The following is an 18,263-nucleotide window of genomic DNA, read 5'->3' on the forward strand; positions in this document are numbered from 1 at the left end:
CTACGATCGTTTCCCGCTCATACTACGGTTTGAGAAGCCGACAACCGACAGCCGGGTTTGAATTTACGTTTCGAATCGGGATAGAACATAGTTGTCGAAGAGTTTCGCTCATTATAGGTGAAGAATATTAAGCACAATTGCATTGGATACTGAACCCGTATTATCCGATACCGAGGTCTGAAAAATATATGTCCGAGAAAATCGAGACGGCAGCGCGGAGGGGCGTGACGGCGCAAGCTACCCTCCCCAACTGGTTGGACCGATATGCGACACTTGGCCTCTATGGCTTACTGGTTGGAACGGGGCTCTGTCTGGTTGCCTTCGTCACCAATCCGGTCCCCGACCCCTCGTTTCCGTGGGCAACGCTGCCGGCGTCGTTTCGATTCCCGTTCGAACAACCACGAATCGAACACTGGCCGGTGACCTACACCGTCGGGATCTGGCTCTGGGTCGCTGGCTTCCCGGCGCTGTTTCTGGCGGGCTATCGACGGTACGGACTCAGCACCCCATTCGGACCGACGGCGTGGCTCGCCGGCTTGCCGACGCTCGCAATGTTTGGCCTGACGACCTATTGTCGGTTCTTCTGGCCGAAACTCTACCCGCCGACGTGGAACGCACCGTCCTACACGTTCGTCTGCTGGCTGTACTGTTCGTCCTACGACCCGGTCTGGAGTAACCTCGCATACGCGATTGCCACGCTCGGTGCCATCGTCGTACTCCTGGGGGCTCGATACGGCCGGGGCAGGGAATACGGACTCGCGGTCTTCGGAGTGCTCTCGTTGCCCCTCGGCGTTCCCGTCCTCTACGAGGCGTATCGACGACGTGCGAATCGAGTGACCGATTCCCGACGGGTGTCCTCGTGATGGCTCAGGGGTCGTCCACTACACCGTCGGCGGTCACGCGGGTCCGTTCTTCGCTCACGCGACGGGACGTCCTCGTCGGGGGCTGGATGGGTCTCACCGTCCTCGCCTACTATCACAACTTCCTCTTCGTCCAATCGACGGCGCTCTCCTACGCTTATGCGATTTCTTCCTACGGAGTCGGCGTGTTGTTCGCCCGGTACGATGCGACGGTGAAACACCTCCTCGTCATCGGCACGATTGGCGGCGTTCTGGAACTACTCGCTGACTACTTTCTGGTCGAAATTGCCGGGACGCTGGCGTATCCGTCGGGATATCCGTTCGTCTTGCGGTCTCCTGCCTACATGCCGTTCGCGTGGGCGATCCTCATCGCCTTCATGGGATACGTCGGGCTTCGCCTCGCTGACGAGGTGGGGCGAACGGCTGCGTATCTCGGGCCTGCGGTGTTCGCCTTTGTCGCCGAGAGCGGCTACGAATCGCTCGCCAGTCGAGGCGGTGGCTGGACGTATACTGATGCGCCACTTGGGTGGGTCGGACACGCACCCCTGTTCGTCCTGGTCGCAGAGGCAGCCATGTTCGCGTCGGTGTACTACTGGGTGCGGCGGGATTCGGTCACAGGCGGCATCGGGATCGGGATGACAGTCATCGCGAGTTACGCGGGCGTCTATTATCTGTTCACACTCCTCGCGGTAATCACCTAAGGGCCGAAACCGAATCCCGAGGGCTGTCGCTGTCGGCTACTGAAAACGGTAGAATACCTTGATAATGCCCTAGAGGCGGTGGCTGAATACGGTCTCTTCGAGGGTTTCCTCGCTGAGCGACGAGGGGAGGGAGTCGTCAGTCTTGATCGGGACCATCGGAGCGCCGGTGTTGGTTTCGTCCGTATAGCGGGTCATTTGTTGTCGGGCGCTTTCGCGCTGTATCGCATGAACGACGATGGATGATAATAAAGTTAATGAACGATAATGTTAATATACTCCAACCAATTTAAGGACGTATTCATATTTGGACGTCCGTCTCAGTAAGCGGACAAAATATCAGATACGTCCATCCTGTACGCGATAACTGGCCGTGTAATTGGCTAAATATCCACGGCGGGAACGGGAAAATCGTTGGTCCTATCCCCGGTCGGGGTCTCGCCCTCAATCAGCAGCGGTAAGTTCTCCGGGAGGCAACCTCGACTATGGACGCCGAGGCGACCGTGCGAGCGTACTACGACGCGCTCCGTGACGGCGAGCCGTTACATCCCTTCTTCGCCCGCGACGCATCGACCGTCAAGTTCGGTATCGGCGAGCGACTGACAGGCTACGAGGAAATCGAGGCCGGCCTCCGCGCACAGACGCAGACGACCGAGGGCTGGGCCGTCGACAGCGACCGACTCGTCGTCGAGGAACGCGACGAACACGCGTGGTTCTCCGACGACGTCTTCATGGCCTGGAACAGCCTCGAACACGGCATCCGCTACGAGTTCGAAACCCGCTGGAGCGGAACGCTCGAACGCCGCGCGGACGATGACCGACTGGAGACCGATTGGCGGTTCGTCGGGATGCACGTTTCTACCGAAGGGGGGACGCGATGACCGGGCCGATATCCGGCGAGGACCGCGCCAAGACGATGCGCTGGGTGAAGGTCATCTTCGTCCTGCTGGTCGGAGCCTCGGCGGGCCTCATCACCTCGCAGGGTGACGCGTCGCTGAAAATCGTCGTGGGCGCCGTCGTCGGTGGCCTGCTCGTCGGCATCGCGCTCGTGTGGTATCTCTTCCCCGACCCGGAGGCGCTGGCGCCGGCGACCGACTACGAGTACCGGAAATAAGCTTCGCGGACCGTACGGATTATTAGCGGTGTTCCCCCATGTCTCGGTATGGCACGAGCCGCGGTCGTCGGCGCCGGCATGACGAAGTTCGGCGTCCACGACACACCGCTACAAGAACTGTTCGGGCGCGCCGCCCTCGACGCGTTCGACGACGCCGGAATCACCCCGGACGACGTCGATGCCTTCTACTTCGGCAACGCGATGGGCGGCCAGACCGAGAACGACACCCACCTCGGGCCGAAACTCGCCTCCCACGTCGGGATGGCGGGCATCCCGGTCCAGCGCTACGAGGACGCGTGTGCGACCTCCTCGAACGCCTTCAAGAACGCCGTCGAGGCCGTCGAAGCGGGCGTCCACGACGTCGCTTTGGTCGGCGGTGTCGAGCGGTGTACGCCCGAGACGGGCAAGGACACGCCGGAGATGACCCGCATCTTCGCCTCCGCCTCTCACCGGCAGTACGAACAGCCGACCGGCCTCACGTTCCCGGGCGTCTTCGCGCTGTTCACCCAGCGGCACATGCACGAACACGGGACGACCGAAGAGCAGTTGGCTCACGTCGCGGTCAAGAACCACGGCAACGGCAGTCTCAATCCGAACGCCCACTTCGGCAAGCAGACGACAGTCGAGGAGGCGCTGGATGCGCCGAAAATCGCCGACCCCTTCCGCTTGATGGACTGCTGTCCGTTCTCCGACGGCGCGAGCGCCGTCGTCATCGTCAGCGACGACTACGCCGACTCCTTCGATGCCCCCGTCGACGTCTCGGGCATCGGTCACGCGACGGACGTGGTCCCCATCGGCGACAAGGACCAACCGCACGTCACGCAGGCGGCCCGCGATGCGGCCGCACAGGCCTACGAACAGGCCGACACGACCGCCGACGCGATGGATTTCGCGGAGGTCCACGACTGCTTTACCGGCGCGGAAATCCTCGCCAGCGAGGCCCTCGGCCTCGTCGCGGAGGGTGAAGGTGGCCCCGCGGCCGCAGAGGGTCGCACCGCCCGCGACGGCGACATCCCTATCAACCCCTCCGGCGGCCTGAAGGCCAAGGGCCACCCCATCGGCGCGACCGGCACCGCTCAAATCGTCGAGTTGACCGAACACCTCCGCGGCGACGCGGGCGAGCGCCAACTCGACGGCGTCGAACAGGGCGTCGCGCACAACCTCGGCGGGGACGCCGCTACCACCGTTGTGACCGTCATGGAGGCCCGACAATGAGCGACCGACTCACCCACGCCGAATGGAGCGATGCGGTCGAAGACGGCGACCTGCTCGGCCAGGAGTGTCCCGACTGCGGAAAGGTTCAGGGCACGCCGAAGGCGGCCTGTCCCGACTGCGGGTCGAGAGGCCTCGAAACCGTCGAACTGCCGAGCGAGGGGACCGTCTACACCGAAACGACGATTCACGTCCCGCCGGCACCCATCGAGGAGCGCGGCTATCAGGTCGTCGTCGTCCAGTTGGGCGACGCCCGCGTGATGGGGCGGCTGACCGACGGCGAGGTCGATATCGGCGATTCCGTCTCCGTCTCGGGGTTCGTCGAGGACCACGAAGGCTACGTGGCGCCGACCTTCGCCGCGGAATAGAAGCTACGCGTCCCTTTTTGCCTCCGCGAAAGCGTCTCAGTTGCCGAGGCGGTCGGCCCCGTTGGCGGCGGCATTGGCCGCTGACCCTCCCGAGAGGTCGCTGATACAGCGGCGGCAGAAGCGATAGCTCGGGTCGTTCGGCGTCCCGCAGGTCGGACAGGCGATGCGCTCGTCGTCTCGGCCCGCCGACTCCTCGACTGAGGGCCTGTCATCCTGCTGGGTGTGGGTCTCAAGCAGGTCCATCGCGTCGGTCGAGTCCGTCGCCCTGCGGTAGAGGTAGACGACCACCGCCGCATGGAGGCCGAAGAGCAGCGCCGCCAGCGCGACGAGCCAGACGAACTGTTCCATAACGGTCGATACTACGGACTTCTGTTACTTAGGCGTTCGCGGGAGATACGAGGGTGGGTTCGAACGCGTCGGTGGATGGTCTGATGCTTCAGTCGGGCTGAGGGATTTAAAGCGATTATATACCCGTAGCTTCTCGTACTGGCGTATGAATCGTCGGCAGTACCTCGCGACGATCGGGTGTGCGGCGAGTGCGTTCCTCTCTGGGTGCCTTAACGACCCCGGCACTGAAGGTGGCCTGTTGGAAGCGCTGGAGGTCGACAAACCACCAAACGCGTCGGTTACTGCGGCGACCGATGACCGAATCAGCGGTGTTGCCCCGGTACAAGACGTCATTCAGCGCGTGAGTCAGAACGAAAGTGGTGTCGGAGAAGTCGAGGTTTCCGAAAGGGAGTACGATAGCGTAGCGCAGGCCCTCTCGAACCTTCCGTGGTACGACCGGAGCGAACACGGTTCCAGCTATCCGTCCGGGATATATATCCAACACGACGGGGAGGTTTTCGTGGTCGTCCTTACTCCGTTCTGCACGGATTCGATGTTCGTAGACGCACAGAGCGACCGCGGCGAGTACGGCTGGGGTGGCTGTATAAACAGTAGCTGAGCCCCAAAATCCCGGTCAGGCGACCCGCGAAAGCCACAGCGACGGGTCGTCGAGTTCCTCGTCGGTCGGCAGGTTGTCGGGGTCCTCCCAGACGATGCCGGCCGCGGCGACGCCCCGAGCGTCGGCGACGGCGTCGAAGAACTCCTTGCCGCGTTCGTACTGCTTGCGCTTCATATCGAAGCCCAGCAGCTTCCGGATGAGACCGGAAATCGGGCCGGCGTTCTGCCGGCGGGCGTCGAGTTTCTCTCGCAAATCCTCGTATTCGCGGTCGAAGGCGCGGTCCATGACGAGTTCCGCGTAGCCCTCGACGGCGGTCATCGTCACGGTGAGTTCCCGGAGGGCCTCGCGGTCGATATTACCGGCGGCGAGGTCCGAGACGGCGTCTTCCATCTTGTCTTCGAGGTGCGGGCCGAGCCACGGGGCGGCGCCGAACTCGGCGGCATGCGAGACCTCGTGGAAGGCGATCCAGCGCCGGAAGCGGTCGCGGTCGACGTCGAGGCTCTCAGCTACTTTCTCGATGTTCGGGTGGACGAAGTAGAGTTCGTGGTCGCCGTCGCCGAGCAGGAGGGGGTCGTACTGTCCGAGGACGTTGTTGGCGAGAAAGCCCAGCGTGACGGCCATCGACCCGGTGTTGGCGGTCCGGGTCAGCGACGGCGCCAGCGACGCCTGGGATTCGAGCGGGCCGAGCAGTCGCTCGAAGGTGCCGATGTTGGCGTCGATCCAGTGGTGACGGTTCTGAATCTGGACGCTGTGGGGCAGGTCGAAATCGATGGCGGCGGCCTCGCGAATGCCGTCGCGGGCGTCGGCCACGTCGTCGGCGTAGCCGTCGCGTTCGGCCTCCAAGAGGGTCAGATCGCCGGCGTCGGTCGCCGCGTGGGCCGCGGTGCTGACGGCGGTCCAGTCGACTGGGCCGTCGCCCTCGGTGTCGGCGACGGCGCGGGCGGCGCGAAAGAGGTTCACGCTTTGACTACCCTACCGGGAGCCAAAGGCCTTCCGGGTGGGTACATCGCCGTCCGCGAACGGTTTTATCATCGCCGGCCGTGGTGCCTGCATGGCCTGTCCGTATCTCGACTACCGCGACGAGGGCGAGGACCGCTCGTTCGACACCGAACGCGCCTACTGTACGGCGGTCGATGCGTTCGTCCAGCCGATGCGAGCCGACATCTGCAACGACCGCTACGACCTGCATCACGCCGAGGACTGCGAGTTTTACAAGGAAGCGGCAGGGGAGGGAAGCGACGACGCATGAGTTACGAGGCCTACCAGCGCGGCGAGCCGGTCATCATCACGGCGGCGCTGACCGGCGGCGTCCACGGCAAGGAAGCGAGCCAACACCTTCCGGAGACGCCCGAGGAAGTCGCCGAGGCGGCCGAAGCCTGCGAGGAAGCCGGCGCCAGCGTCGTCCACCTGCACGCCCGGAAGGAAAACGGCGAACGGACCTTCGAACGCGAACGCTTTCAGGAACTGACCGAGGCCGTCCGCGAGCGAACCGACCTCATCGTCCAGCACTCGACGGGCGGCACCGGCGCGCCCGACGACCTTCGGCACGAACCCCTGCGGACGGACCCGGCGCCCGATATGGCGTCGCTGGACATGGGGCCGCTCAACCGGTACCAGCACCTCACGTCGGAGAACACGCGTGCGCTCGTGGAGGCCCTCGGCGAGGAGATGCGCGAACGGGGTATCAAACCAGAGGTGGAGGTGTTCAACGGCGGCCATCTCAACGAGGTCCACGGCCTGCTGGACCGGCGGCCGGACCTGCTGGAGGAGCCGTATCACACGACGCTCATCTTCGGCGGCGGAACGACGGCGATGCCGACCCCGAAAAACTTCTTGAACCTCATCGAGCATCTGCCGGAGGGCGCGACGTTCAACACGCTCGCGTTCGGCCCCCACCAGTTGCCATTCACGGCGATGGGTATCGTCTTCGGCGGCCACGTCCGGGTCGGCCTCGAAGACAACCGCTACTTCCGGCAGGGCGAACTCGCGACCAACGAGCAGTTAGTCGCACGGGCGGCGACGCTCGCGGAGACGCTGGAACGGCCCGTCGCCTCGCCCGACGAGGCGCGGGAGATACTCGGTTTATAAATCAGGCGCGATATCGTCGGTGTCGAACGCGTTTTCGTCCTCGTCGGCATCGAGGAACTTCTTCTTCGCGAGATAGGCGACCGCCGCGAGGAAGAGTAGGCCGACAACCGCAGCAAGGGCGCTGCCTTTCTTCGAACCGCCGGTTTCGGCCGGTGGCTCGTCGCTGGCGACGACGTCCTTTTCGCCGTGGCTGTAGGGGGCGTTGGCGGTCAGCGAGGAGTCATCGAGATGGACTTCGAGGAAGGTGAACTCGACCATACCGATGGTTCGGCGGTCGGATACTTATATACTCGTGTGACGCCGCGTGCGGCCGAACGGTCCGTAGCGGGGGTTGAGCGGTCCATGCCGGGACGTTCTTATATCCGACGCCCGAGGAGACGATATGAACGAGCGTCAACGGACGTTCCTCGACGACCTTCTGTCGACCGCTACCCCCTCGGGATTCGAGACCCCGGGACAGCGCGTCTGGCTGGATTACGTCGAGGAGTTCGCCGACGAAACCCGCGTCGACGACTACGGCAATGCCGTCGCCGTCTACGAGGGCGCCCCCGAGGCCCCCTCTATCGCGCTCGCCGGCCACGGCGACGAAATCGGCCTGATGGTCCGCGATATCACCGACGACGGCTTCCTGAAACTCACCCGAATCGGCGGGTCGGACAAGACGGTCACCCGCGGCCAGTACGTCACGGTTTACACCAGCGACGGACCCATCGAGGGCGTCGTCGGACAGGTCGCCATCCATCTCCGGGAGGCCGACGACAACGAGTACGACGACATCAACGAGCAGTACGTCGATATCGGCGTCGAAGACGAGGCGGAAGCCCGCGAACTCGTCGACGTCGGCGACCCGATTACCTTCGATACCGAGATAACGGACCTCGCGGACCGCCGCGTCGCGGCCCGCGGGATGGACAACCGGGTCGGCATCTGGACGGCTGCCGAGGCGTTCCGCCGCGCCGTCGAGGCCGAGCCGGACGCGACGGTGTATGCCATCTCGACGGTTCAGGAGGAAATCGGCCTCAAGGGTGCCCGGATGGTCGGCTTCGACCTCGCGCCGGATGCAGTCATCGCGACGGACGTGACCCACGCGACGGACCAGCCGGATTCGCCCGGAAACAAGGGCGGCGATATCGACCTCGGGGCCGGCCCCGTGGTCGCCCGCGGCAGCGCGAACCATCCGAAACTGGTGGCTGCGGCCCGGACCGCGGCCGACGATGATGACATCGACGTCCAGTTGCAGGCCTCCGGTTCCTATACCGGAACCGATGCTGACGCCTTCTATACGGCCAAGGGCGGCATCCCGTCGCTAAACGTCGGCCTGCCGAACCGCTATATGCACACGCCCGTGGAGGTAATCGACCTCGATGACCTCGATGAGGCGGCCGACCTGCTGGCGGCGGTCGCCGCCCGCGCCGCCGAGTTCGGGCCGTTTTCGGTCGACGTATAGCCGCGTTCGGCCGCCGTCGCCGCCGTATGCCGGTGCGTTTATACTATCGGCGTGAGCGACTTCCAGTATGACTGACCGTCCGCTCGACGTGCTCGAAGAAACGCTGGGTTCCGAAGTAAGCGTCACGCTGAAAGGCGGCGAGGTGTACGATGGCGAACTCGCCGGCTACGACCAACACATGAATCTCGTCCTCGAGGAGGGCGACAACGTAACCATTATCCGCGGCGATAACGTCGTTTCGATAGAACCATGACCGGAGCCGGGACCCCAAGTCAGGGTAAGAAGAACAAGACGACACACGTGAAATGCCGACGCTGCGGCGAGAAGTCCTACCACAGCCGAAAGAAGGTCTGTGCCTCCTGTGGGTTCGGCAAGTCCGCCAAGCGTCGCGACTACGCGTGGCAGTCGAAGCAGGGCGAATAACGCCTCGATTTTCCTGCGTTCTCCACCTCGCGTAGCCACGGCACCGTTCTGACGCGCCGAACGCCCCGCGTAGCGCCAGCGATGCGGTGGCTGTCGGTTTCGACTTAATTATACAGAATCGTGCATACACACGTCCGTGATTACCACCAAAGCACGCACGATGGAGTATGCTTTTACCCTTGGACGCGTCACCTCTATCCATGCCAGACGGGCGGCGCTCGGAGGGGCCGACGGAGAAATGCGGCGTGGTCGGCGTCTCGCTCGATGACCGCGAGGCGGCACGACCGCTGTACTACGCGCTATACGCGCTCCAGCATCGAGGACAGGAATCGGCGGGTATCGTCACCCACGACGGGTTCCAGCAGCACAGCCACGTCGAGATGGGACTCGTCGGAGACGCCTTCGACGAGGGGGACCTTCAGTCGCTGAACGGCGAGACGGGTATCGGCCACGTCCGCTATCCGACCGCCGGCAGCGTCGACTCCTCGTGTGCCCAGCCCTTTTCAGTCTCGTTCAAATCCGGCTCGCTCGGCCTGAGCCACAACGGGAACCTCGTCAACGCCGACGAGGTCCGCGAGGAACTGGCCGCCAAGGGCCACGCCTTCACCAGCGACGGCGACACCGAGGTCATCGCCCACGACCTCGCGCGGAACCTGCTGGAGGAGGACCTCATCCGCGCAGTCAAGCGCACGATGGGCCGGATTCACGGCTCCTACTCGCTGACCATCATGCACGACGACACCGTGTTGGGCGTCCGCGACCCCGAGGGCAATCGCCCGCTCTGTATCGGTGAGGTCGACGGTGGCTATATGCTCGCCTCCGAATCCGCCGCCATCGATGTCCTCGACGGGGAGTTCGTCCGCGACGTCAAGCCCGGCGAACTCGTCGTTCTCGACACCGACGGCAGCGGCTTCGATTCCTATCAACTGGTCGACCAGGACAACACCGCCCACTGTTTCTTCGAACACGTCTACTTCGCCCGACCGGATTCCCGCATCGACGACAACCTCGTTTACGACGTCCGGCGAGAACTCGGCCGCAAGCTCTGGGAGGAATCCGGCGTCGACAGCGACGTCGTCCTTCCGGTGCCGGACTCCGGCCGCGCCTTTGCTTCCGGCTACGCGGAGGCCGCACAGGACGAGGGCGCCGACGTGGAGTTCGCCGAGGGCCTGATGAAGAACCGCTATGTCGGCCGGACGTTCATCATGCCGACACAGGACGCCCGCGAGCGGGCCGTCCGCCTGAAACTCAACCCGATTCGGGACGTCGTCGAGGGCAAGACCGTCACCGTCATCGACGACTCCATCGTCCGTGGGACCACCTCGACGCAACTGGTCCAACTGCTGAAGGACGTCGGTGCCGAGGAGGTCCACATGCGCATCGGCGCGCCGGCCATCGTCGCGCCCTGCTACATGGGCATCGACATGGCCTCTCGCGAGGAACTCATCGCCGCGGGGCAGGAAACCGAGGACATCCGCGAGGAAATCGACGCCGACTCCCTTTCGTATCTCTCCATCGACGCCGTCGCCGAGGCGCTCGGCGAATCGCGTGCGGACCTCTGTCTCGGCTGTGTGACCGGCGAGTATCCCTACGATATCGAGGGCGAAACCACGGACCGCGACGTCGCGCGACCCGATATCGACGGCGCCGAAGCCGGCATCGCCGACGACTAACGTACTTAAAGCAGGTTGAGCGTCCGGCCGGCCCACGAGGCCTGCCGGTGGGCGAAGCGCTGGATGGCGACCGTCGGCCGAACCGCGTTGTCGATGACCATCTCGGAGGGGTCGGTCGGCGATTCTGCGAACACGTGTGTCGTCTCGACGTCGGCGGCGATATCGCCGAGCAACTGGAACATGGCGAAGTACTGGAGCTGTCGCGCCCGGTTGCCGTCGACGTCGAGGTCGCCCTGCAGCATGGCCGAAAGCGCCGGGCGGCCGTCGACGATGCTTCGCCACGTATCGTAGGTGCCGCGGATGGTGAAGCCGGCGTCTCGCTCCGCGGGGTCGGTGAGAACGGACGCGCCCGTGCAGGCGCCGTCTTCCAGCGAAAGGTGAGCGTACAGCGTTCCGTCCAGTACGTTCTCCTCCAGTTGACGCAGAATCCGCTGCGTCTGTTCGGGAAGGCCCTCACGGGCGGCTTCGCCGACGACTGAGGTGATTTCGGCCAACGAGAGTGTCGCCAGTTCGCTCCGGACGGCTTCGGGGACGCCCTCGAGGATGCGGTCGGGAAGCGACCCGACGGACGTCTCTTCGAGCGGAAGGTCGGTAATGACGAGGCGGATATCACCGTCGAAGCCCTTGCCCCAGCCTGTACCGACGTCTTCGAAGGCCCGACTCTCGTCGAGTCGGCGGGCGTATTCGTCCAGCCACTGTTCGGAAGGATAGAGTGCCATGGGGAATGCTACCAAGAAGCTCGACCGTCGTGCGTATAAACCCCCCGCCTATTTCGTTTGGTGCGAGGCCTCGAGAACGGCGGGCCGTCAGTAAATCTGATACAGCATCGCGTACACGACGATGCCCATCGCGAAGGAGATGAGCCACAGGCCCGCGGCGATTCGTCCGGCCCGCTTGTGGTTCGTCTCGTAAATCGCCGAGACGGGCCGGGTCCCGGCCAGAAGGAGCGCATAGAAGACGAACGGCACACAGACGATAGCCAGCAGGATGTGCACGAGGAGTATCGGCAGGTAGACGTACGTATGAATCACCGCGGGACCGGGGAACTCCGACGGGCCGAGGATGGCGACCCGATAGAGGTACAGCCCGAGAAACAGGGCGAACAGGCCGAAACTCGCCAGCATTAGCGCGCGGTGTTTCGACACCTCGCCGTTGCGGATGGCCCGGACGCCGCCGGTAATCGTCCCAATTGCCACGAGACTGATGACTGCGTTGACGTGCGGAATCGCCGAAAGTAGCCCCTCCGGCGCGGGCAACGGCTCGGTCGGAATCGCCTGTAACGCCGCTCCGAAGACCACCGCCAGCGATACGACGGTCAGCACTGCCGTCAACAGGGGCACGTGCTGTCGCGCCCACCTCCGAGTGTCCATATCCCCGCTACGGATGGCCGCCGAATAGGTGTTCGTGATTTGTCGTGTAGTGTGCTAACGTTTAACACGAATGGGTGCGAAGTCACACGTGGTATGCGCGGGGCACAACCGGAAAACGAACCCATCTACGAGTGTATCGACTGCGGGGACCGGCAGAAGGACCCGGAGGGCCGCCTCTGTACGTGTGGTGGCTACCTCAAGAACATCGGCGTGAGCCGAAGCCTGTAACCTATTTTTCCCGCGCGGCAGTCGGAGCGGTAGCTATCCGTTTAGCGTCCGTGAGAAGTTTGCGTGGGTGCTGTCTTCGAGCACCCGCACTGTGTTGACAGTGCGTGGGACCGGATTTGAACCGGCGGACCTCTACAGGACAGCGCCCTCAACGCTGCGCCGTTGGCCTAGCTTGGCTACCCACGCACAGTGTGTCTGTCTGCACTCAACCGTAACCCGTCGGATGATAAAAGGGCTTTCCTTTGTGCCGCCGAAGGGGAGCGATTCGCATGGGGCGCGGCGACTCGTCGGCGCTCCTGCGGTGGCCGCAAAGCCTGCGGTTCCGCACAGTTCAAGTAGATACCTCCACTCATTACGTGTATGGCAAAATACTCGACCGGCGGTGTCGGGGGCGACTCCAGCGGCGCCTGCGAACTCTGCGGTGCCGAGGACCGTTCGCTGGAAACCGCGACGGTCGCCGGCGCGGAACTGCAGGTTTGTTCGGAGTGTGCCCGCCACGGTGAGGAGGACGGTTCCGATGGCTCCGGCGGCTCGTCGTCCGGCAGCGACGGCCGCGAGGAGACGAACCGCCGAAAGAAGGCCGCACAGAACATGGCTAAACTCGACGATGCACGGAAGGTCGACTCCGACTGGCAGGAGGAGACCGAATACGAGGACGACCCGCTTCCCTATCTCGTCCGCGGCTACGGCGACCGCGTCGAACAGGCCCGGCAGGACGCGGGCCTCCAGACGGACGAACTCGCCGCGGAACTCGGCGTCGACGAGGAGGACATCGTCGCCGTCGAACAGGGTCGGGCCGCCCGCGCCGGCGTCGGTGGGTCGCTCATCGAGGCTCTCGAAGACGAACTCGGCATCGAACTCGCCGAGGAATAACGACGACCGGTCGCGGCTTATCGCGCTTTGTTCTCGGTCGAACCGCTCTCCTGCGGCCGAAGATTACGACAATCTACGAGGAGACGACCCGGATACAGAAGCGGTCATCTCGCGGAAACTGTTAGACTAAGCTGATAACACGCCCCATACTATTAACTCGGCGAGGCACTGACTGGGAGTGATGCCAGGTGACGGCGACTCCGAGGTGGTCGAGTTCGATGCCGAGGCCGCGCTGGCGGCAGCGAACGATGCTATCGGGCCGGAAAAGGTGTTCTCCTGTGTCGTCTACGACGCCGAGTCGTTCCGGACGGCCTACGTCGACGACCGACTCGACGAACTCTATGCCGACACGGAGCGTCGCCGGGAGCATTTCGACGAGATTCACTCCTACGTCCACCTCGATTTCACCGAACAGGAACTCTTCGAGGAACTGTTCCGCGACCCCGAGGGCGTTCGCGCGTTCGTCACGTACATGGGGACGCTCATCGCCGTCCGTGTCGTCACCGAAAAACAGGGCGTCTTCTTTTCGATTGCCCCCGACGCGCCGGTGACGAAACTCGTTAGCGCCGTCGAAACCGAACTCCGGTCGTGAACTACGACACCGTCGTCTTCGACCTCGATGGCACGCTCGTCCGCCTTACCGTCGACTGGGACGTCGTCGCCCGCGAGGTCGCACTCGCTCTCGAAGAACGGGACATCGACCCGCCGGACAGCCTCTGGGGAATGCTCGAAACCGCCGACGAAAACGGCGCCCGCAAGGCTATCGAACGGATTATCGCCGACCACGAACGCGACGGCGCCCGCGATTCCGAGCGCCTGCCTGCGGCCGACACTATCCCCGAGGGTCCGGTCGGCGTCTGCTCGCTCAACGCCGAGGAAGCCTGCTATATCGCCCTCGAAACGCACGATATCGGCGGTGTCAGCGCCGTGGTCGGTCGGGATACCGTCGCGACGGAAAAGCCCGACCCCGCTCCACTGCTGGAGACCATCGAGCGTCTCGGCGGCGACCCAGCCCGGACGCTCTTCGTCGGCGACACCGACCGGGACCGGGAGACGGCCGACCGCGCGGGCACCGACTACGTCGACGTCTCCGATTGGCTCCGGGCGTAGAGGAAGACGGGCACGCCGATACAGATCCAGACGACGGCGCCGACGCGAATCGCGAACTCGACGCGCTCGCCCCACGTCGGGAGCGTGGCGAAAAGCGACAGCAGGGCGACGACGGGCGCGCCGACGACGATAGTGAGGACGAACGTCGTCTGCATCACCCAGCCGTAGTCGACCCCATCGGGGTCGGTCGTTTCGACGCGAGTCGGCATTACCGAACGGTCGTGTTTGACAGGGGTAAGCGGTTACGGTTCCGTCCAGCCTTCCGATGCCCCTCGCTGTGGGTAGTCGCTGCGTCCGCGACCCCGAGGCCGGATGCGTGTTTTCGACAGGCCCATGCCGTCGGAACCGGACCCCGTCAGCATGGGACTTCTCGCCGAGTACGAACTGTGTTTCGAGCACCTCCCGCTCGTCGAGGTCGCGGCGGCCCTCCCCGAAGCGACCCTGACCGTCGAGGTCGGCCAACCCAATCAGGGCGGGCCGCCGCCGTTCGACGTCGATATCGCCGGTGAGACGGAAGACGCTATCGAGGACGCCTTCGACCGTGCCGCCTTCGTCGAGCGATACTCCCACATCGAGGGCGGGGACGGCCGCCATCGATACCGGATAACGCCGTCTGCCACGATGGACGAGCAAATCGGCGGCCACGTCGACCGACCGGAGCGCCTTCACGAACTGGCGGATAACGACTCCATCGTCGATTACGTCGAGGTAACTCCCGAGGGCTGGCGACAGCAACGATGGTTCGCCGACCGTTCGGCCTTCGAGCGCTACTGTGAGTTCTGGCGGCGAAACGCCGACGCCTTCAGACTACGCCGACTGCGAGAAGCCGACGGCTTCGGACCGACGCCCGCCAACGGCCTGACCGACCGACAGCGGGAAGCGCTGGCGGCCGCCCACGAGATGGGCTACTTCGAGGTGCCGCGCCGGAGTTCCCTCGGCGACGTGGCCGATGCCCTCGACATTTCGGCGTCATCGCTTTCCGAACGGCTCCGTCGGGCCCAATCCTCCCTCGTCGAATCCGCCCTCGATGAGGCCGAACGGGACGGACGACCACTTAAAGGCCCGCAGTCCTGAGAGTATCGCTCAGGTGTCTCGCCCGCCAACCATCGACGCGATGCAAACGGTATCCTCCACTGACGGCACCGAGATAGCCTACGAAGTAGACGGCTCCGGCCAACCGCTGGTCCTGCTGCACGGTGGGACCGCCTGTCGGCGCCATTGGGACGCACTCGTCCCCCATCTCGTCGATTCGTTCACCGTCGTCCGTCCCGACCGGCGTGGGCACGGCGACAGCGGCGACGGCGAGGAGTACGGTCTCGACCGCGAAGTCGACGACCTCCGGGCAGTACTGGAGACGGTCGACGGCGAGGCGACCGTCTTCGGCCACTCGTTCGGGGGGTTAGTCGCGCTCGCCGCCGCCGACCTCGCCATCGACCGACTGATACTGTACGAACCGGCGCTCCTCGTCGGCGACCATCGGGACGGCGACCTCGCTTCCCGGATGGAAGAGCGCCTCGAAGCCGGACGACGGCGTGCCGCTATGCGGCTCTTCTACGAGGAATCCAGCGGCCTCGACGATGTCGGACGGATGCCGTGGTGGCCCGACGAGGTCCCGTTCGAACGCGCGGAAACCGTCGTCCGTGAGAACTACGCCGTCGAAGCGGCCGCCCTCGACGCGCTTCCATCACCGTCGGTTCCGACGCTCCTTCTGACCGGCGAGAACGGGCCGACACATCTCCGGGAGGCCGTCTTCGCGCTCGATGACCGTCTGTCGGAGAGCCGAGTGGTGGAACTGGACGGCATCGGCCACGTCGGCACTATGCTGGCACCGGAACGAGTCGCCGACGCCGTGCGTGAGTTCGCCCGGACGGACTGACGTCCGGTCGCCGACCTAAAGCGAGTAACAGCGTTTAACCCCCAGCGCGTCCGATTCTCGGTTATGCGAGCGAAGGACATCCGCGCGAAGGCCGGCGAAGAGCCGATAACGATGCTGACGGCCTACGACGCGCCGACGGCGGAACTCGTCGACGAGGCGGGCATCGACATGATTCTGGTCGGCGACTCGGTCGGCAACGTCAAACTGGGCCACGACTCGACGCTGCCCGTCACCGTCGACCAGATGGCCGACCACACGGCCGCCGTCGCTCGGGCGACCGACGATGCGATGGTCATCGCCGACATGCCGTTTCTCTCCATCGGCGCCGACGAGGCCGACGCCATCGAGAACTGCGGCCGAATGCTCAAGGAGGCCGACGCCGACGCCGTCAAACTCGAATGCGGCCCCCACACCGTCGACCTTACTCGGCGACTCACCCGCCTCGGGATTCCCGTACAGGCCCACCTCGGCCTGACGCCCCAGCGCGAAAACGAGACAGGCCTCTTCCGGCAGGGGACCGACCCCGAGGCCGCCCGCCGCATCCTGGATTTGGCCCGCGAACACGAGGCCGCGGGCGCCTTCTCGCTCGTCCTCGAACACGTCCCCGCGAACCTCGCCAAGGAGGTGACCGACGCCCTCTCGATTCCCACCATCGGCATCGGTGCCGGCCCCGACTGTGACGGGCAGGTCCTCGTTATCGACGAGGTGACCGGCCTCTCGGAGGGAACGGCGCCCTTCTCGAAGGCCTTCGGCGACGTGCGCAGCGAGATGCAAGAGGCGATTTCGTCGTACGCCGAGGCGGTCGAAACCGGCGAGTTCCCGGCCGAGGAACACAGCCACTACGAGGAAGAGGTCGACGATATCTACTAAGGACGTTCGTCTTCGGGCATTGTGAGGTCCGACGCCTCCCGCGGCCCCTTCTGTGCGGTCTATTGAGCGGCGTGGGTGCTTTCCTTCGGCAGCCGCTCGCCCAGTCGGTGTCGGATGGACATCATCAGGACGCCGACGACGGACGCCACGGGGGCGACGATGAGAACCACGAGGGCGACCAGCACGCTCCCTGCCAGGAGTATGGCGAAATCCCAGACGACCGCGAACGCGAGGGACCAGAACACGACCGTCAGGAGCGCCGTTGTCAGTCCGGCTGCCGCTCCGAGGGAGTACGTATACCGATTCCGTCGCTCGATGACGGCCCACCAGACGGCCGTCCCGATGCCGACGACCGGCAGGGCCAACACGACGCCAGCGTAGCTTTCCGGAAGGTTCAGAAGCGCCATCAGAGTGGTGCTTATGGGCGCCACGACCCGCACCAGCACGGCGGCACAGAGGAAGGCGTACCCGCCCGCATACAGGGACCATTTCGTCGAAGCCGAAACCATACTCCTTCCTTCAACGTGTCCGTACAAGGGCCTCTGGTAACCTTCAACGGTGTTTTGACCCTCCCGAAAACCTATCACCCGGTGGGTTGCAGCGCGTGTATGTCCTCCGCCCTCCACTCCCTCCTCGTCGGCGGCGACCGCTCCGACGCGCCGCCCTATCTGGTGACAGCGCTCGCGTTCGTCGGGTTCGTGGGTACCGTCGCGGCGTACGCCCTCGAAGTATTCGTCATCTCGGGCGGCATCGTGTGGATTCCCTTCCATGCGGCCGTCGTCGGGATGTGTGCCGGCTGTCTGGTCGGGTACTTCCGACGCGGGCTCCTGTTCGGTTGGATTGTCACGTACACGGCCCTGCTCGGCTATCGTGCCGACCACGCCTTTTTCGGCCTCTCCGGACGGAGCCTCGGCGAACAGGCGGCATATTTCTTCGGCCCGGAGGGGCTGTTGGTCCTCGCGTTCGAAGCGGTCGTGCTGGGCGCTATCGCGTTCGGTCTCGGCTGGATTGCGCGTGTCGGCATCGACGCGTTCCGGAGCAGTATGGGCGAATCCTCGGTCAGGAAGGGGAATTAGGGCCGTCGCTGTTCCCGCTGGACACCGTGAG

General features: G+C 64.5%; 29 protein-coding genes and 1 tRNA gene. 21 read left to right on the plus strand and 9 right to left on the minus strand.

The features are described from left to right. Nucleotides 1-188 precede the first annotated feature (188 nt). Nucleotides 189-863, plus strand: a complete 675-nt coding sequence (locus HWV23_RS15095) for a hypothetical protein (RefSeq protein WP_178291212.1) — start codon at nt 189-191, stop codon at nt 861-863. After that, nucleotides 863-1,561 carry a DUF6989 domain-containing protein gene (locus HWV23_RS15100; RefSeq protein WP_178291213.1) on the plus strand — a complete coding sequence of 233 codons (699 nt, stop codon included), beginning with the start codon at nt 863-865 and terminating at the stop codon, nt 1,559-1,561. Before HWV23_RS15095 ends, HWV23_RS15100 begins: the two co-directional genes overlap by 1 nt. Before the next feature lie 69 nt (nt 1,562-1,630). Here HWV23_RS15100 and HWV23_RS17220 read toward each other — a convergent pair whose 3' ends face one another. After that, the gene (locus tag HWV23_RS17220; RefSeq protein ID WP_281362667.1) at nt 1,631-1,756 is read right to left on the minus strand and encodes a hypothetical protein; all 126 of its coding nucleotides are present in this window, start codon (nt 1,754-1,756) and stop codon (nt 1,631-1,633) included. A 287-nt stretch (nt 1,757-2,043) separates the two neighbouring features. Here HWV23_RS17220 and HWV23_RS15105 point away from each other — a divergent pair, with 287 nt between their 5' ends. From HWV23_RS15105 to HWV23_RS15120, 4 genes are read left to right on the plus strand one after another with little or no spacing between them, the layout of a single operon-like run. Beyond that, nucleotides 2,044-2,439, plus strand: coding sequence for a nuclear transport factor 2 family protein (locus HWV23_RS15105; protein WP_178291214.1), 396 nt, complete (start codon nt 2,044-2,046; stop codon nt 2,437-2,439). Further along, nucleotides 2,436-2,672 carry a hypothetical protein gene (locus HWV23_RS15110; protein ID WP_178291215.1) on the plus strand — a complete coding sequence of 79 codons (237 nt, stop codon included), beginning with the start codon at nt 2,436-2,438 and terminating at the stop codon, nt 2,670-2,672. The genes HWV23_RS15105 and HWV23_RS15110 overlap by 4 nt, the downstream gene beginning before the upstream one ends. A gap of 48 nt (nt 2,673-2,720) precedes the next feature. Next, nucleotides 2,721-3,887, plus strand: a complete 1,167-nt coding sequence (locus tag HWV23_RS15115) for a thiolase C-terminal domain-containing protein (protein ID WP_178291216.1) — start codon at nt 2,721-2,723, stop codon at nt 3,885-3,887. Then, on the plus strand, nt 3,884-4,252 hold the full coding sequence (locus HWV23_RS15120; protein ID WP_178291217.1) for a Zn-ribbon domain-containing OB-fold protein: 369 nt from the start codon (nt 3,884-3,886) through the stop codon (nt 4,250-4,252). The genes HWV23_RS15115 and HWV23_RS15120 overlap by 4 nt, the downstream gene beginning before the upstream one ends. A 36-nt stretch (nt 4,253-4,288) precedes the next feature. Here the strand turns inward: HWV23_RS15120 and HWV23_RS15125 are convergent, their stop codons facing one another. Next, on the minus strand, nt 4,289-4,600 hold the full coding sequence (locus HWV23_RS15125; RefSeq protein WP_178291218.1) for a DUF7577 domain-containing protein: 312 nt from the start codon (nt 4,598-4,600) through the stop codon (nt 4,289-4,291). Nucleotides 4,601-4,745: 145 nt separating this feature from the next. On the opposite strand from HWV23_RS15125, the gene HWV23_RS15130 reads away from it, so the two are divergent. Further along, nucleotides 4,746-5,198 (plus strand): hypothetical protein, encoded by a 453-nt coding sequence (locus tag HWV23_RS15130; protein ID WP_178291219.1) that lies wholly within the window; start codon nt 4,746-4,748, stop codon nt 5,196-5,198. 15 nt (nt 5,199-5,213) lie between these two features. Here HWV23_RS15130 and HWV23_RS15135 read toward each other — a convergent pair whose 3' ends face one another. Next, nucleotides 5,214-6,158, minus strand: a complete 945-nt coding sequence (locus tag HWV23_RS15135; protein WP_178291220.1) for a zinc-dependent metalloprotease — start codon at nt 6,156-6,158, stop codon at nt 5,214-5,216. Nucleotides 6,159-6,249: 91 nt separating this feature from the next. On the opposite strand from HWV23_RS15135, the gene HWV23_RS15140 reads away from it, so the two are divergent. Then, entirely contained in the window at nt 6,250-6,447 is a 198-nt protein-coding gene (locus HWV23_RS15140; protein WP_178291221.1) for a hypothetical protein, read from the plus strand. Then, nucleotides 6,444-7,286: a beta-keto acid cleavage family enzyme gene (locus HWV23_RS15145; RefSeq protein WP_178291222.1), complete on the plus strand. Its 843-nt coding sequence runs from the start codon at nt 6,444-6,446 to the stop codon at nt 7,284-7,286. Before HWV23_RS15140 ends, HWV23_RS15145 begins: the two co-directional genes overlap by 4 nt. Here the strand turns inward: HWV23_RS15145 and HWV23_RS15150 are convergent. Beyond that, nucleotides 7,281-7,544, minus strand: a complete 264-nt coding sequence (locus HWV23_RS15150; RefSeq protein WP_178291223.1) for a hypothetical protein — start codon at nt 7,542-7,544, stop codon at nt 7,281-7,283. The genes HWV23_RS15145 and HWV23_RS15150 overlap by 6 nt on opposite strands. A gap of 124 nt (nt 7,545-7,668) precedes the next feature. Here HWV23_RS15150 and HWV23_RS15155 point away from each other — a divergent pair, with 124 nt between their 5' ends. From HWV23_RS15155 to purF, 4 genes are all read left to right on the plus strand, one after another. Then, nucleotides 7,669-8,733 (plus strand): M20/M25/M40 family metallo-hydrolase, encoded by a 1,065-nt coding sequence (locus HWV23_RS15155; protein WP_178291224.1) that lies wholly within the window; start codon nt 7,669-7,671, stop codon nt 8,731-8,733. A gap of 67 nt (nt 8,734-8,800) precedes the next feature. Beyond that, nucleotides 8,801-8,986 (plus strand): LSM domain-containing protein, encoded by a 186-nt coding sequence (locus HWV23_RS15160; RefSeq protein WP_178291225.1) that lies wholly within the window; start codon nt 8,801-8,803, stop codon nt 8,984-8,986. After that, on the plus strand, nt 8,983-9,156 hold the full coding sequence (locus tag HWV23_RS15165; RefSeq protein WP_178291226.1) for a 50S ribosomal protein L37e: 174 nt from the start codon (nt 8,983-8,985) through the stop codon (nt 9,154-9,156). Before HWV23_RS15160 ends, HWV23_RS15165 begins: the two co-directional genes overlap by 4 nt. 200 nt (nt 9,157-9,356) lie before the next feature. Continuing rightward, nucleotides 9,357-10,829: an amidophosphoribosyltransferase gene (gene purF, locus HWV23_RS15170; RefSeq protein WP_178291227.1), complete on the plus strand. Its 1,473-nt coding sequence runs from the start codon at nt 9,357-9,359 to the stop codon at nt 10,827-10,829. Nucleotides 10,830-10,834: 5 nt separating this feature from the next. Here purF and HWV23_RS15175 read toward each other — a convergent pair whose 3' ends face one another. Further along, entirely contained in the window at nt 10,835-11,548 is a 714-nt protein-coding gene (locus tag HWV23_RS15175) for an SCP2 sterol-binding domain-containing protein (RefSeq protein WP_178291228.1), read from the minus strand. A gap of 87 nt (nt 11,549-11,635) precedes the next feature. After that, nucleotides 11,636-12,199, minus strand: coding sequence for a DUF420 domain-containing protein (locus HWV23_RS15180; RefSeq protein WP_178291229.1), 564 nt, complete (start codon nt 12,197-12,199; stop codon nt 11,636-11,638). Nucleotides 12,200-12,292: 93 nt separating this feature from the next. On the opposite strand from HWV23_RS15180, the gene HWV23_RS15185 reads away from it, so the two are divergent. Beyond that, the gene (locus HWV23_RS15185) at nt 12,293-12,427 is read left to right on the plus strand and encodes a rubrerythrin-like domain-containing protein (protein WP_178291230.1); all 135 of its coding nucleotides are present in this window, start codon (nt 12,293-12,295) and stop codon (nt 12,425-12,427) included. Nucleotides 12,428-12,528: 101 nt separating this feature from the next. Here the strand turns inward: HWV23_RS15185 and HWV23_RS15190 are convergent. Further along, nucleotides 12,529-12,613: transfer RNA gene (locus HWV23_RS15190), tRNA-Leu, on the minus strand. Nucleotides 12,614-12,787: 174 nt separating this feature from the next. On the opposite strand from HWV23_RS15190, the gene HWV23_RS15195 reads away from it, so the two are divergent. From HWV23_RS15195 to HWV23_RS15205, 3 genes are all read left to right on the plus strand, one after another. Further along, nucleotides 12,788-13,300, plus strand: coding sequence for a helix-turn-helix domain-containing protein (locus HWV23_RS15195; RefSeq protein WP_178291231.1), 513 nt, complete (start codon nt 12,788-12,790; stop codon nt 13,298-13,300). Between the two features lie 181 nt (nt 13,301-13,481). After that, entirely contained in the window at nt 13,482-13,892 is a 411-nt protein-coding gene (locus HWV23_RS15200; RefSeq protein ID WP_178291232.1) for a hypothetical protein, read from the plus strand. Next, nucleotides 13,889-14,410 (plus strand): HAD family hydrolase, encoded by a 522-nt coding sequence (locus HWV23_RS15205; protein ID WP_178291233.1) that lies wholly within the window; start codon nt 13,889-13,891, stop codon nt 14,408-14,410. Before HWV23_RS15200 ends, HWV23_RS15205 begins: the two co-directional genes overlap by 4 nt. On the opposite strand, the gene HWV23_RS15210 is transcribed toward HWV23_RS15205, so the two are convergent. After that, on the minus strand, nt 14,377-14,619 hold the full coding sequence (locus HWV23_RS15210; protein WP_178291234.1) for a DUF5822 domain-containing protein: 243 nt from the start codon (nt 14,617-14,619) through the stop codon (nt 14,377-14,379). The genes HWV23_RS15205 and HWV23_RS15210 overlap by 34 nt on opposite strands. A 151-nt stretch (nt 14,620-14,770) precedes the next feature. Between HWV23_RS15210 and HWV23_RS15215 the strand changes: the two genes are divergently transcribed. From HWV23_RS15215 to panB, 3 genes are all read left to right on the plus strand, one after another. After that, nucleotides 14,771-15,484: a helix-turn-helix domain-containing protein gene (locus tag HWV23_RS15215; protein WP_178291235.1), complete on the plus strand. Its 714-nt coding sequence runs from the start codon at nt 14,771-14,773 to the stop codon at nt 15,482-15,484. A 13-nt stretch (nt 15,485-15,497) separates the two neighbouring features. Further along, complete coding sequence (locus HWV23_RS15220; RefSeq protein WP_246282701.1) at nt 15,498-16,286, plus strand: alpha/beta fold hydrolase; 789 nt, start codon at nt 15,498-15,500, stop codon at nt 16,284-16,286. A 63-nt stretch (nt 16,287-16,349) separates the two neighbouring features. After that, entirely contained in the window at nt 16,350-17,156 is an 807-nt protein-coding gene (panB, locus tag HWV23_RS15225) for a 3-methyl-2-oxobutanoate hydroxymethyltransferase (protein ID WP_178291236.1), read from the plus strand. Nucleotides 17,157-17,215: 59 nt separating this feature from the next. On the opposite strand, the gene HWV23_RS15230 is transcribed toward panB, so the two are convergent. Next, nucleotides 17,216-17,665, minus strand: coding sequence for a hypothetical protein (locus HWV23_RS15230; protein ID WP_178291237.1), 450 nt, complete (start codon nt 17,663-17,665; stop codon nt 17,216-17,218). A 99-nt stretch (nt 17,666-17,764) separates the two neighbouring features. Here HWV23_RS15230 and HWV23_RS15235 point away from each other — a divergent pair, with 99 nt between their 5' ends. Continuing rightward, nucleotides 17,765-18,232 carry a hypothetical protein gene (locus HWV23_RS15235; protein ID WP_178291238.1) on the plus strand — a complete coding sequence of 156 codons (468 nt, stop codon included), beginning with the start codon at nt 17,765-17,767 and terminating at the stop codon, nt 18,230-18,232. Nucleotides 18,233-18,263 lie beyond the last annotated feature (31 nt).

This window comes from Natronomonas halophila, assembly GCF_013391085.1.
GTDB lineage: Archaea > Halobacteriota > Halobacteria > Halobacteriales > Haloarculaceae > Natronomonas > Natronomonas halophila.